The sequence below is a fragment of the Acidovorax sp. LjRoot66 genome (genome assembly GCF_964253305.1).
Lineage (GTDB): Bacteria > Pseudomonadota > Gammaproteobacteria > Burkholderiales > Burkholderiaceae_C > Acidovorax.
Genome location: NZ_CAXUQU020000001.1, coordinates 6827985 through 6842199, shown reverse-complemented (window position 1 = coordinate 6842199; position 14215 = coordinate 6827985). Strand labels below are relative to the sequence as shown.

General features: G+C 59.5%; 6 protein-coding genes, 2 tRNA genes and 3 rRNA genes. 10 read left to right on the top strand and 1 reads right to left on the bottom strand.

Annotation, left to right across the window (positions count from 1 at the left end; genetic code table 11):
* Position 1 precedes the first annotated feature (1 nt).
* The 10 genes from ACSQ3Y_RS32060 (at position 2) to rrf (ending at position 13208) form a co-directional block, all read left to right on the top strand.
* Positions 2-1468 carry a TrkH family potassium uptake protein gene (locus tag ACSQ3Y_RS32060; RefSeq protein WP_436180046.1) on the top strand — a complete coding sequence of 489 codons (1467 nt, stop codon included), beginning with the start codon at positions 2-4 and terminating at the stop codon, positions 1466-1468.
* Positions 1469-1557: 89 nt separating this feature from the next.
* Complete coding sequence (gene gshA / locus ACSQ3Y_RS32055; RefSeq protein WP_322591897.1) at positions 1558-2853, top strand: glutamate--cysteine ligase; 1296 nt, start codon at positions 1558-1560, stop codon at positions 2851-2853.
* A 191-nt stretch (positions 2854-3044) separates the two neighbouring features.
* Positions 3045-4913, top strand: a complete 1869-nt coding sequence (locus ACSQ3Y_RS32050; RefSeq protein WP_436180045.1) for a potassium transporter Kup — start codon at positions 3045-3047, stop codon at positions 4911-4913.
* Positions 4914-5115: 202 nt separating this feature from the next.
* Positions 5116-6303, top strand: coding sequence for a benzoate/H(+) symporter BenE family transporter (locus ACSQ3Y_RS32045; RefSeq protein WP_436180044.1), 1188 nt, complete (start codon positions 5116-5118; stop codon positions 6301-6303).
* 74 nt (positions 6304-6377) lie between these two features.
* The gene (gene gshB, locus ACSQ3Y_RS32040) at positions 6378-7337 is read left to right on the top strand and encodes a glutathione synthase (protein WP_436180043.1); all 960 of its coding nucleotides are present in this window, start codon (positions 6378-6380) and stop codon (positions 7335-7337) included.
* 558 nt (positions 7338-7895) lie between these two features.
* Positions 7896-9428, top strand: a 16S ribosomal RNA gene (locus tag ACSQ3Y_RS32035).
* 52 nt (positions 9429-9480) lie between these two features.
* Positions 9481-9557, top strand: a tRNA-Ile gene (locus tag ACSQ3Y_RS32030).
* Positions 9558-9609: 52 nt separating this feature from the next.
* Positions 9610-9685 (top strand) — tRNA-Ala (locus ACSQ3Y_RS32025).
* 381 nt (positions 9686-10066) lie between these two features.
* Positions 10067-12945: ribosomal RNA gene (locus ACSQ3Y_RS32020) — 23S ribosomal RNA — on the top strand.
* 150 nt (positions 12946-13095) lie between these two features.
* Positions 13096-13208 (top strand): 5S ribosomal RNA (gene rrf / locus ACSQ3Y_RS32015).
* The 16S, 23S and 5S rRNA genes sit together here with 2 tRNA genes alongside, the layout of an rRNA operon.
* Before the next feature lie 223 nt (positions 13209-13431).
* On the opposite strand, the gene ACSQ3Y_RS32010 is transcribed toward rrf, so the two are convergent.
* Entirely contained in the window at positions 13432-14199 is a 768-nt protein-coding gene (locus ACSQ3Y_RS32010; RefSeq protein ID WP_057203873.1) for a class II glutamine amidotransferase, read from the bottom strand.
* Between the last annotated feature and the right edge of the window lie 16 nt (positions 14200-14215).

Here is a 14215-nt window from a genome sequence, read left to right as displayed (position 1 = left end):
CATGGTGGACCTGTTTCCTGTCCTGCGCGTGCTGGGCATCCTGGCCATGATCTTCTCGCTGACCATGGGGCTGCCGCTGGCCGTCTCGCTGTGGACGCGCGATGGCATCTGGCACGTGTACCCACAGGCCATGGGAGCCACCTTCATGGCCGGCGCCTGGCTCTGGTGGCGCCTGCGCCACTTTCGCCATGAGCTGCAGCCGCGCCACGGGGTCATGCTGGTGTCGCTGGTCTGGATGCTGCTGCCACTGGCCGCAGCCCTGCCGCTGATGCTGGCGGGGCACTACATCGGGCGCCCCATGTCGTTCACGCACGCCTATTTCGAGGCCGTGTCGGGCCTGACCACGAGCGGCTCCACGGTGCTCAGCGGGCTCGACACGCTGCCGGTGTCGGTCAACGTGTGGCGCACCTTTCTGCAGTGGGTGGGGGGCATGGGCATCCTGATCCTGGCGGTGGCCGTGTTGCCACTGCTGGGCGTAGGCGGCAGCCAGCTGTTCAAGGCCGAGGCCGCCGGCCCGCTCAAGGATGCCAAGCTCACGCCGCGGATGACCGGCACGGCCAAGGGCCTGTGGGGGGTGTATGCGCTGTTCTCCGTGTCCTGCGGTCTGGCCTACTGGCTCGCCGGCATGGCGCCGCTGGATGCGCTGATGCACATGTTCACCACGGTGAGCCTGGGCGGCCTGTCTTCCTACGATGCCAGCTTCGGGCACTTCCAGTCGCCGCTGCTCGAAGCCATCTGCATCTTCTTCATGCTGGTTGCCAGCTGCAACTTTGCGCTGTACTTCGTGGCCTTTCGCAAGGGACACTGGCGTGGCTTCTGGGCGGATCCGGAACTGCGTGCCACGCTGTTCGCGCTGATCGGGGGCGGGCTGGTGGTGTCGCTGTTGCTCTGGGCCAAGGGGGTGTACGCGCCGCTCGATGCCTTGCGCCACGGCATGTTCAACACGATCTCGCTGGCCACCACCACCGGCTATGCCACGGTGGACTATCTGGCCTGGCCTGTGTTCGCCCCCGTGTTCATGCTGCTCCTTTCGGGCGTGGCCACCAGCGCGGGATCGACCGGCGGCGGGATCAAGATGGTGCGCATGCTGATCCTGGTCAAGCAGGCGCGCCGCGAGATGAACCGCCTGGTGCATCCGCGCGCGGTGCAGCCGGTGTGCCTGGGCGGCGGCGTGGTGGACAACCGCGTGATCTTCTCCGTGCTGGCCTTCATGCTGGTATACGGCGGCACGGTCTTCGGGCTGAGCATGCTGCTGCTGCTGACCGACCTGGACCCCGTGACCGCGTTTTCGGCGGTGCTGGCCAGCGTCAACTGCGCGGGGCCGGGCCTGGGCGGCGTGGGGCCGGCAGGGAATTTCGCGGTGCTCACCGACTTCCAGATCTGGGTCTGCACCTTCGCCATGCTGCTCGGGCGGCTTGAAATCCTGAGTTTCATGGCCCTGCTGACCCCGTCGTTCTGGCGGCGCTGAAAGAAAGCGGGCCCGGGCTTGCGAAGAACCGGTCACGCCCCAACCCTACAATGGATTGCAATCGTTACCGTCTCCTCTGAGGGCTCCCCATGGTTCCGCATCTCATCACGGCCCTTACCGGGCCGATCAACGAACTCGAGCAGCGCGTGCTCGACTCCATGCCCGCCATCGAGCGCTGGTTCCGGCTGGAGTGGATGGAGCACACCCCGCCGTTCTACACCTCGGTGGACATCCGCAATGCCGGCTTCAAGCTGGCCCCGGTCGACACCAACCTGTTTCCGGGCGGCTGGAACAACCTGACCAAGGAGATGCTGCCGCTGGCCGTGCAGGCCGCCATGGCCGCCATCGAGAAGATCTGCCCCGAGGCGCGCAACCTGCTGATCATTCCCGAGAACCACACGCGCAACACCTTCTACCTGTCGAACGTGGTGCAGCTGCAGCGCATCTTCAACATGGCCGGCCTCAACGTGCGCGTGGGTTCCATCAGCCCCGAGATCAAGAAGCCCACCCTGATCGAGCTGCCCAATGGCGACACGGTGACGCTGGAGCCCGTGGTGCGCACCAAGCGCCGCCTGGGGCTCAAGGACTTCGACCCCTGCACCATCCTGCTGAACAATGACCTCACTGCAGGCGCGCCGGGCATTCTGGAAGACATCCACGAGCAGTATCTGCTGCCGCCCTTGCATGCCGGCTGGAGCGTGCGCAAGAAGAGCACCCACTTCAAGAACTACGAAGAGGTGGCCAAGCGCTTTGGCAAGATGCTGGGCATCGACCCCTGGCTGGTGAATCCCATGTTCAGCCAGTGCGGCGACGTGGACTTCTCCGAAGGCGCCGGCATGGAGAACCTGCAGACGCACGTGGATGCGCTGCTGACCAAGGTGCGCCGCAAGTACAAGGAATACGGCATCAACGAGAAGCCGTTCGTGATCGTCAAGGCCAACAACGGCACCTACGGCATGGGCATCATGACCGTGCGCGACGCCAAGGAGCTGGACGCGGTCAACCGCAAGACGCGCAACAAGATGGCCGTCATCAAGGACGGCCAGGTGGTCAACGACGTGATCATTCAGGAAGGCGTGCTCACCCAGGAGCGGGTGAACGACGCCGTGGCCGAGCCCGTGGTCTACATGATGGACCGCTACGTGGTGGGTGGTTTCTACCGCATGCATGCCGAGCGCGGCATCGACGAGAACCTGAACGCGCCGGGCGCGAGCTTCGTGCCCCTGGCCTTCGAGCACAGCACACACATGCCCCAGCCGGGCATGCGCCCCGGGGTGAGCGCGCCGAACCGCTTTTACATGTATGGCGTGGTGGCCCGTCTGGCCATGCTGGCGGCGAGCTACGAGCTCGAAGCCACCAACCCGGACGCCGAAGTCTACGACTGAGGTTTGCTCTCTAAAGACGACGACCCAAAGCCGCAGGACACCCGCCTGCCACGTCTGTCCGCAAGGCGCCAGAGGGCAGTTGCTGCGCTGCAACATGCCCCGGGCTGGTGCACCGCTGCACCAGCGCAGGAGCACAATAGCGTTCCCAAAAGTAACGGAACCCCGGCAGCCACGTGTGCCGGGCGCGGTCAGTGCAAAGCTCCAAATCCTCGCTCGCAGCGCTCACGCTGGGCGCCATCGGTGTTGTCTACGGTGATATCGGCACCAGTGTGCTGTATGCGCTCAAGGAGGTGTTCGGGTCCGGCCATGTGCCTTTTACCCAGGACAACATCTACGGCATCCTGTCCATCCTCTTCTGGACCCTGACGGTCATCGTCTCCCTGAAGTACGTGGTGCTGGTGCTGCGCGCCGACAACAACGGCGAAGGCGGGCTGATCGCCATGCTGGCCCTGGCCTCCCAGGCGGTGAAGGACAAACCCCGCCTGCGCAGCGTGCTGCTGGGGGTGGGCATCTTCGGCACCTCGTTGTTCTATGGCGATGGGGTGATCACCCCGGCGATCTCGGTGCTGTCGGCAGTAGAGGGGCTGGAGGTGGTCTCACCGCACTTCAAGCAGTACGTGATCCCGCTGACCCTGGTGGTGCTGTTCTGCCTTTTCATGGTGCAAAAGCGCGGCACGAGCGGCATCGGCAAGTTCTTCGGGCCCATCACGCTGGTCTGGTTTTCGACCCTGGCGGTCCTGGGCGTATCCCACATCGTCACCCACCCCGAGATCCTCTGGGCCATGAGCCCGCACTATGCGCTGGGCTTCATGCTCGCCAACCCGGGCACCAGCTTCATCATCCTGGGCGCCGTGGTGCTGTGCGTGACCGGGGCCGAGGCCCTGTACGCCGACCTGGGGCACTTCGGCAAGCGCCCCATCCGCCTGGCCTGGTTCGGCGTGGCCATGCCGGCGCTCACGCTCAACTACTTCGGTCAGGGCGCGCTGCTGCTGGCCCAGCCCGAGGCGGTGAAGAACCCATTCTTCATGATGGCGCCCGACTGGGCGCTGTTGCCCCTGGTGGTGCTGGCGACCCTGGCCACCGTGATCGCCTCGCAGGCGCTGATCACCGGCGCCTTCAGCGTGACCAAGCAGGCCATCCAGCTCGGTTACCTGCCGCGCCTGAATATCCAGCACACCAGCGTGCGCGACACGGGGCAGATCTACATCCCGCTCGTGAACTGGGGGCTGTTCGTGGCCATCGTGCTGGCCGTGGTGATGTTCCGCTCGTCGAGCAACCTGGCGGCGGCCTACGGCATTGCCGTGACGCTGGACATGCTGATCACCACCACGCTGACCTTCTTCGTGATCCGCTACGGCTGGGGCTACCCGCTGGCGCTGTGCGTTGCCGCCACGGGCTGCTTCTTTGTGGTGGACCTGGCCTTCTTCGCCTCCAACATGCTCAAGCTGTTCGCGGGTGGCTGGTTCCCGCTCATGATCGGGGGCGTTGTCTTCACGCTGATGATGACCTGGAAGCAAGGGCGCCATCTGGTCAACGACAAGCTGCGCGCCGATGCCATCGACCTCAAGGACTTCCTGGAGTCGGTGTTCATCAGCCCGCCTACGCGTGTGGAAGGTACGGCGGTGTTCCTCACGGCCGAGACGGGCGTCGTGCCCAATGCTCTGCTGCACAACCTCAAGCACAACAAAGTGCTGCACGAGCAGAACCTGTTCGTGACAGTCAAGAGCCATGAGGTCCCCTGGATCGGCATGGACAAGCGCCTGCAGGTGGATGCCCTGGGCCACGATTGCTGGCAGGTGGTGGTGCACTACGGCTTCAAAAACGACCCCGACCTGCCGCGCGCCCTGGAGCAACTGCGCGGACGCGGCTGTGGCATGGAGCCCATGACCACGAGCTATTTCCTCTCGCGCGACACCGTGGTGCCCACCATCGGCAGCGGCATGGCACCCTGGCGCGAAAAGCTCTTCGCCCAGATGCACCACAACGCCAGCGGTGCCGCGGACTTCCTGCACCTGCCCAACAACGCGGTGGTGGAGCTCGGGTCGAAGATCGAAATTTGACTCCCCCTGAGTCGCTTCGCGCCTTCCCCCTGAGGGGGATGCCACCGTTGCGGCGGGGCGGCCCTTGCACGGTGGCCCTGGCCTGGGATGCGCCAGTTGCAGGGATCGTGGGCGATGGAATCGCCTCTGCATAGCGCAGAGCAGGGGGGCAGCCATCGGAGCAGTTGTGCACCGCATCGGTGCAACGGGCAGAATCCAGCCCATGCAATTTTTCAAAGACCTGAGCCTGTCGGCTTTCACCGCAGGCTTTGTCGCCGTGCTGGTGGGCTTCACCAGCTCGGTGGCCATCGTGTTCCAGGCCGCGCAAGCCTTTCATGCCACGCCGGGGCAGATCACCTCCTGGATGTGGGCACTGGGCCTGGGCATGGGGCTGTGCTCGCTGGTGCCATCGCTGGTGCTGCGCATGCCGGTCATGATCGCGTGGTCCACCCCCGGCGCGGCCGTGCTGGCCACTGCGGGGCTGGCCGGCGGCTTCAGCATGGGCGAGGCCATCGGCGCCTTCATGGTCAGCGCCGCGCTGATCACGCTGTGCGGAGTCACCGGCTGGTTCGAGCGCATCATGAACCGCATCCCCATGGAGATCGCGGCCGGGCTGCTGGCCGGTGTGTTGGCGCGCTTCGGCATCCAGGCATTCACCGCCGCGCAGACGGCGCTGCCCCTGGTGCTGCTGATGCTGGCCACCTACCTGCTGGGCCGGCGCCTGCTGCCGCGCTATGCCGTGGTGCTCACGCTGGCCGTGGGCATTGCCTGGGTAGCCTTGCGCGGGCAGATGGCCTGGTCCGCAGTGCACCTCTCGTTGGCCGCGCCGGTGTGGACCACGCCAGAGTTCAGCCTGGCGGCCACCGTGAGCCTGGCCATTCCGCTGTTCGTGGTGACCATGGCCTCGCAGAACCTGCCGGGCGTGGCGGTCATCCGCGCGTCGGGCTATCCGCTGCCGATCTCGCGCCTGCTCACCCTCTCGGGCCTGGGTACGCTGGTGCTGGCACCATTTGGCGCCTTTGCCTTGAATTTCAGTGCCATCACCGCGGCCATGTGCATGGGCCCCGAGGCGCATGAAGACCGCGCCCGCCGCTATACGGCCGCCGTGTTCTGTGGCGCCCTCTATGTGGTGATCGGGCTGTTCGGCGCGGTCATCACGGGCTTGCTCACCGCGTTCCCTTCTGAACTGGTGGTGGCCGTCGCTGGGCTGGCCTTGCTGGGCACCATCGGCAATGGGCTGGCGACGGCGTTGCGCGAAGAGGGGCACCGCGAAGCGGCGCTCATCACCTTCCTGGTCACGCTCAGCGGCGTGGTGGTGGCGGGTGTGGGGTCGGCCTTCTGGGGCGTGGTCGCAGGCAGCCTTGCGCTATTTGTGCAACAGTACGGGCGTTCGCGCCCCCAAGGCGGCTGACGGCTTCCTCATATATGGAGCCCGTCCCAGCCTTCGGGACGCACGCCTTCTTCACACCCATCCACGCCCCGCCCATGCAAATCCTCTTCATCGCCGACCCGCTGGCCAGTTTCAAGATCTACAAGGACACCACCTTCGCCATGATGCGCGAGGCCCAGCGCCGGGGCCACACCATCACGGTGTGCGGCCCGCAGGACGTGAGCTGGGTGCGCGGTGGCAAGGTGACGGCGCGCGTGCGCGACATCGTGCTCACCGGCCACCCGCAAGACTGGTACACAGAGCAGCCCGTGCGCAGCGCGGTGCTGGCCGACTTCGGCGCGGTGCTGATGCGCAAGGACCCGCCGTTCGACAGCGAATACTTCTATGCCACCCACATGCTCGAGCAGGCCGAGCGCGATGGCGCCCGCGTGTTCAACAAGCCCCGGGCGCTGCGCGACCACCCGGAAAAGCTGGCGATCATGGAGTTTCCGCAGTTCATCGGCCCCACCCTGGTCACGCGCGACCCGGCGGACATCCGCAGCTTCCATGCCGAGCACAAGGACATCATTCTGAAGCCCCTGGACGGCATGGGCGGCATGGGCATCTTCCGCGTGGGGCCGGACGGCATGAACCTGGGCAGCATCATCGAGACGCTGAACAAGGACGGCGCCGAGAGCGTCATGGTGCAGAAATTCCTGCCGCAGATCTCCGAAGGTGACAAGCGCGTGCTGGTCATCGGCGGCAAGCCCGTGCCGTTCTGCCTGGCGCGCATCCCCCAGGGCACCGAAGTGCGTGGCAACCTGGCGGCCGGCGGCAAGGGCGTGGCCCGCCCCCTGTCCGAGCGCGACTGGGAGATCGGCAACGCCCTGGGCCCCATCCTGCAGGAGCGTGGTCTGCTGCTGGCCGGCGTGGACGTGATCGGTGACTGCGTCACCGAGATCAACGTCACCAGCCCCACCTGCTTCCAGGAGATCTTCGACCAGACCGGCTGCGACGTGGCCGCCCTGTTCATCGATGCACTGGAGGCTGCGCTGGCTGCCTTGCCCGTGCGATAAGTGGCCAACTTTGCCGGCAGCCCCAAAACTCATGCTATAGTCGAGGGCTTCGCTACCAAGACCTCTGTTCACAGAAGTCGGTCAGCAGAAGGTACTGCTTCGGTAGTGCCTTCGGCAGTTTGGGTAGACCGAAGCGAACTTTGCAAAAAGTTGGGTCCTTTGAGAAAAGCGAGCAAAAACTCGGTATACAATCAAAGGCTGCGCTGAAAAGAGCTGGTCGCCGAAAGGTGGTGAGAGCTTCGAAGTGCTGGGGTAGATGAAGACGCCAAGCGGCTTCAAAAACTTCCAAAAAGTTTGACGGAACTTAAAAACCGTGCTATAATTCAAGGCTCAGCTGATCGCAGCTAAGTCGGTAGAAATAAAGAAAAGAACTACGGTTCTGGCCTGATTTCTACAAGGATCCTTAAAAATATACAGCCGATAAGCGTGGGCGTTTGATGGCGAGTGCCAAGTTCTTTGGAACTAGTGCTTAGCACTACAAACGCTCATGAGATAGAAGTGAAGTTCACTTCAATTCTTTTTTATGAGTTGCTCGAAAGAGCGAAAAAAATCAAGATCGAACTGTAGAGTTTGATCCTGGCTCAGATTGAACGCTGGCGGCATGCCTTACACATGCAAGTCGAACGGTAACAGGTCTTCGGATGCTGACGAGTGGCGAACGGGTGAGTAATACATCGGAACGTGCCCGATCGTGGGGGATAACGGAGCGAAAGCTTTGCTAATACCGCATACGATCTACGGATGAAAGCAGGGGACCGCAAGGCCTTGCGCGGACGGAGCGGCCGATGGCAGATTAGGTAGTTGGTGGGATAAAAGCTTACCAAGCCGACGATCTGTAGCTGGTCTGAGAGGACGACCAGCCACACTGGGACTGAGACACGGCCCAGACTCCTACGGGAGGCAGCAGTGGGGAATTTTGGACAATGGGCGAAAGCCTGATCCAGCCATGCCGCGTGCAGGATGAAGGCCTTCGGGTTGTAAACTGCTTTTGTACGGAACGAAAAGACTCCTTCTAATACAGGGGGTCCATGACGGTACCGTAAGAATAAGCACCGGCTAACTACGTGCCAGCAGCCGCGGTAATACGTAGGGTGCAAGCGTTAATCGGAATTACTGGGCGTAAAGCGTGCGCAGGCGGTTATGTAAGACAGATGTGAAATCCCCGGGCTCAACCTGGGAACTGCATTTGTGACTGCATAGCTAGAGTACGGTAGAGGGGGATGGAATTCCGCGTGTAGCAGTGAAATGCGTAGATATGCGGAGGAACACCGATGGCGAAGGCAATCCCCTGGACCTGTACTGACGCTCATGCACGAAAGCGTGGGGAGCAAACAGGATTAGATACCCTGGTAGTCCACGCCCTAAACGATGTCAACTGGTTGTTGGGTCTTCACTGACTCAGTAACGAAGCTAACGCGTGAAGTTGACCGCCTGGGGAGTACGGCCGCAAGGTTGAAACTCAAAGGAATTGACGGGGACCCGCACAAGCGGTGGATGATGTGGTTTAATTCGATGCAACGCGAAAAACCTTACCCACCTTTGACATGTACGGAATCCTTTAGAGATAGAGGAGTGCTCGAAAGAGAACCGTAACACAGGTGCTGCATGGCTGTCGTCAGCTCGTGTCGTGAGATGTTGGGTTAAGTCCCGCAACGAGCGCAACCCTTGTCATTAGTTGCTACATTCAGTTGGGCACTCTAATGAGACTGCCGGTGACAAACCGGAGGAAGGTGGGGATGACGTCAAGTCCTCATGGCCCTTATAGGTGGGGCTACACACGTCATACAATGGATGGTACAAAGGGTCGCCAACCCGCGAGGGGGAGCCAATCCCATAAAGCCATTCGTAGTCCGGATCGCAGTCTGCAACTCGACTGCGTGAAGTCGGAATCGCTAGTAATCGTGGATCAGAATGTCACGGTGAATACGTTCCCGGGTCTTGTACACACCGCCCGTCACACCATGGGAGCGGGTTCTGCCAGAAGTAGTTAGCCTAACCGCAAGGAGGGCGATTACCACGGCAGGGTTCGTGACTGGGGTGAAGTCGTAACAAGGTAGCCGTATCGGAAGGTGCGGCTGGATCACCTCCTTTCTGGAAAACCGCATTCAAAATTGAACGCCCACACTTATCGGTTGTTGGAAAAGGGTCTGTAGCTCAGCTGGTTAGAGCACTGTGTTGATAACGCAGGGGTCGTTGGTTCGAGCCCAACTAGACCCACCAAATTCCGATGGACAGAGAACTGCGGCGAGAGCTGTGGGGAAATGCATGGAATGGGGGATTAGCTCAGCTGGGAGAGCACCTGCTTTGCAAGCAGGGGGTCGTCGGTTCGATCCCGTCATCCTCCACCAACGACGACAGACAAAAACAACAACAAGTTAGTAAGAGATTACTCAACACCAAAGCGGCTTTGAATCAGAAATGATGCGAGGCTGTTTTGTTGTTGATCAATATCGATTGATCAATCGGCTGTTCTTTAAAAATTCATAGAGTCGAATCAGAGTTGCTAGCGGAAACTGCACATTCGTAAAGGTTTAGTGCAGACCGTGCCGCTAGCAACGATAATTTTTGATTGCGTCAAAACGAATATTCAAACCTAGTTTGAAATTCTTAAGTAATACGATGACAGATCTAAGGATCTGAAGTTGTTTACGGCATAACGCGCCAGGTGAAAGACCTGGCAAGTCCTTGAAGATTACGGCGATATCTTGAAAGAGATGTCAAAGTTATAGGGTCAAGTGACTAAGAGCATGTGGTGGATGCCTTGGCGATTACAGGCGACGAAAGACGTGATAGCCTGCGATAAGCTTCGGGGAGCTGGCAAATAAGCTTTGATCCGGAGATTTCTGAATGGGGAAACCCACCTCGCAAGAGGTATCGCATGATGAATACATAGTCATGCGAGGCGAACCGGGTGAACTGAAACATCTCAGTAGCTCGAGGAAAAGACATCAACCGAGATTCCGAAAGTAGTGGCGAGCGAAATCGGAAGAGCCTTCTATTGATAGCACGACTGTTAGCAAAACGGAATGGAAAGTCCGGCCATAGCAGGTGATAGCCCTGTATGCGAAAACAGACGTGTGGTACTAAGGTAGAGACAAGTAGGGCGGGACACGAGAAATCCTGTCTGAATATGGGGGGACCATCCTCCAAGGCTAAATACTCGTAATCGACCGATAGTGAACCAGTACCGTGAGGGAAAGGCGAAAAGAACCCCGGGAGGGGAGTGAAATAGATCCTGAAACCGCATGCTTACAAAAAGTAGGAGCCCGCAAGGGTGACTGCGTACCTTTTGTATAATGGGTCAGCGACTTACATTCAGTGGCAAGGTTAACCGAATAGGGAAGCCGTAGAGAAATCGAGTCCGAATAGGGCGAATCAGTCGCTGGGTGTAGACCCGAAACCAAGTGATCTATCCATGGCCAGGATGAAGGTGCCGTAACAGGTACTGGAGGTCCGAACCGACTAGTGTTGCAAAACTAGCGGATGAGCTGTGGATAGGGGTGAAAGGCTAAACAAACTTGGAAATAGCTGGTTCTCTCCGAAAACTATTTAGGTAGTGCCTCAAGTATTACCGTCGGGGGTAGAGCACTGTTTAGGCTAGGGGGTCATGGCGACTTACCAAACCTATGCAAACTCCGAATACCGACGAGTACAGCTTGGGAGACAGAGCACCGGGTGCTAACGTCCGGACTCAAGAGGGAAACAACCCAGACCGCCAGCTAAGGTCCCTAAAATTGGCTAAGTGGGAAACGAAGTGGGAAGGCTAAAACAGTCAGGATGTTGGCTTAGAAGCAGCCATCATTTAAAGAAAGCGTAATAGCTCACTGATCGAGTCGTCCTGCGCGGAAGATGTAACGGGGCTAAGCCAGTTACCGAAGCTGCGGATGTGCAATTTATTGCACGTGGTAGGAGAGCGTTCTGTAGGCCTGTGAAGGTGTCTGGTAACGGATGCTGGAGGTATCAGAAGTGCGAATGCTGACATGAGTAGCGTTAAAGGGGGTGAAAAGCCCCCTCGCCGTAAGCGCAAGGTTTTCTACGCAACGTTCATCGGCGTAGAGTGAGTCGGCCCCTAAGGCGAGGCAGAGATGCGTAGCTGATGGGAAACAGGTCAATATTCCTGTACCGATGTGTAGTGCGATGTGGGGACGGAGAAGGTTAGCTCAGCCAACTGTTGGATATGTTGGTTCAAGCCTGTAGTCGTGCCTGGTAGGCAAATCCGCCGGGCTTAGATGAGGGGTGATAACGAGTCTGCTTGCAGACGAAGTGAGTGATACCCTGCTTCCAGGAAAAGCCACTAAGCTTCAGCTACACACGACCGTACCGCAAACCGACACTGGTGCGCGAGATGAGTATTCTAAGGCGCTTGAGAGAACTCAGGAGAAGGAACTCGGCAAATTGATACCGTAACTTCGGGAGAAGGTATGCCCCAAGTAGGTGAACTCGAACAGAGGGAGCCCAACGGGGTTGCAAAAAATCGGTGGCTGCGACTGTTTAATAAAAACACAGCACTCTGCAAACACGAAAGTGGACGTATAGGGTGTGACGCCTGCCCGGTGCTGGAAGATTAAATGATGGGGTGCAAGCTCTTGATTGAAGTCCCAGTAAACGGCGGCCGTAACTATAACGGTCCTAAGGTAGCGAAATTCCTTGTCGGGTAAGTTCCGACCTGCACGAATGGCGTAACGATGGCCACACTGTCTCCTCCTGAGACTCAGCGAAGTTGAAATGTTTGTGATGATGCAATCTCCCCGCGGAAAGACGGAAAGACCCCATGAACCTTTACTGTAGCTTTGTATTGGACTTTGAACAGATCTGTGTAGGATAGGTGGGAGGCTTTGAAGTGATGTCGCTAGATGTCATGGAGCCAACGTTGAAATACCACCCTGGTGTGTTTGAGGTTCTAACCTAGGTCCATTATCTGGATCGGGGACAGTGCATGGTAGGCAGTTTGACTGGGGCGGTCTCCTCCCAAAGCGTAACGGAGGAGTTCGAAGGTACGCTAGTTACGGTCGGACATCGTGACGATAGTGCAATGGCATAAGCGTGCTTAACTGCGAGACTGACAAGTCGAGCAGATGCGAAAGCAGGACATAGTGATCCGGTGGTTCTGTATGGAAGGGCCATCGCTCAACGGATAAAAGGTACTCTGGGGATAACAGGCTGATACCGCCCAAGAGTTCATATCGACGGCGGTGTTTGGCACCTCGATGTCGGCTCATCTCATCCTGGGGCTGTAGCCGGTCCCAAGGGTATGGCTGTTCGCCATTTAAAGAGGTACGTGAGCTGGGTTTAAAACGTCGTGAGACAGTTTGGTCCCTATCTTCCGTGGGCGCTGCAGATTTGAGGAAGCCTGCTCCTAGTACGAGAGGACCGGAGTGGACACACCTCTGGTGTATCGGTTGTCACGCCAGTGGCATTGCCGAGTAGCTAAGTGTGGAAGAGATAACCGCTGAAAGCATCTAAGCGGGAAACTCGTTTCAAGATGAGATCTGCCGGGGCCTTGAGCCCCCTGAAGAGTCGTTCAAGACCAGGACGTTGATAGGTCAGGTGTGGAAGCGCAGTAATGCGTTAAGCTAACTGATACTAATTGCTCGTGAGGCTTGACCCTATAACTTTGATAGCCGTGTACGCTCCTTCATGGACGTGTGCAAGCTTCGAAGATTGTTATGCCAAGTTGACGCAGTCAAAACACATAAAATCTGATTCCACTCTATGAATTCGTTGTCTTGCTCCAAGAGCAAGTCGACTCCAAGTTATGCCTGATGACCATAGCAAGTTGGTACCACTCCTTCCCATCCCGAACAGGACAGTGAAACGACTTTGCGCCGATGATAGTGCGGGTTCCCGTGTGAAAGTAGGTCATCGTCAGGCTCTTATAGCCCCAAACCCCCTCAGTCTCCAAAGGACTGGGGGGTTTTGCGTTTGGGCGAGCGAAATGCCTCCGGCCCGATGGTCGTGATGGCTGCAGAAGACACATAGCCGCGCGGCACGTGCTGCCATGACCGCACGGCCTTTGCGATTTTCCGCAGAGCGTTCAGAGGTTGGTGGGCCGGTCCGGCAAGTCTTCTCGCGATCCAGGCCCGCACCCAGCGGTTCAGCCGCCTTGCCGCTGGCCGTCCACAAACACCAGCAGTTCTTGCTTGCCAAATGCCGTCCACTCCTCATTGGTGGTGAGTGGTGCGGTCACGATCACGGCCACGCGGTCGGTGGCTGTGGTCTGGGTGGCGAAGTCGATGCGCACGTCCTCGTCGGACAGTTGCGCCTCGCTGAACGGGTGCTTGCGCTCGACGTAGTACAGGCCAGTGGAGGCATGGGCCCACAGCGCCTGCCCATTGGAGAGCAGGAAGTTGAAGGTGCCGTGCGGCGCGATGCGCGCGGCCAGTTCCTTCAAGGTGATGGTCAGCTCGGCAATGCTGGGCACGCTGGCATGGGACTTCGCCAGCTCCTGCATGATCCAGCAGAACGCGTGTTCGCTGTCGGTATCGCCCACCGGGTGGAAGGTTGAATGCAGGCGGGGCCGGAAGTCCTTGAGGTCGCCGTTGTGGGCAAACACCCAGTAGCGCCCCCACAATTCGCGCACGAAGGGGTGGCAGTTCTGCAGGCTCACCAGGCCCTGGGTGGCCTTGCGGATGTGCGCAATCACATTCTGGCTTTTGATGGGGTAGCGGCGGATGAGCTCTGCCACGGGCGAATCCACGGCGGGCAGATGGTCCACGAAGTGCCGCAACCCCCGGTCCTCGAAAAAGGCGATGCCCCAGCCGTCGGCATGGTCGGCCGTGTTGCCGCCGCGCTGTGCGAACCCGGTGAAGCTGAAGGTCACGTCGGTCGGCGTGTTGCAGTTCATACCCAGCAGTTGGCACATGGTCGCGAGAAGTCCG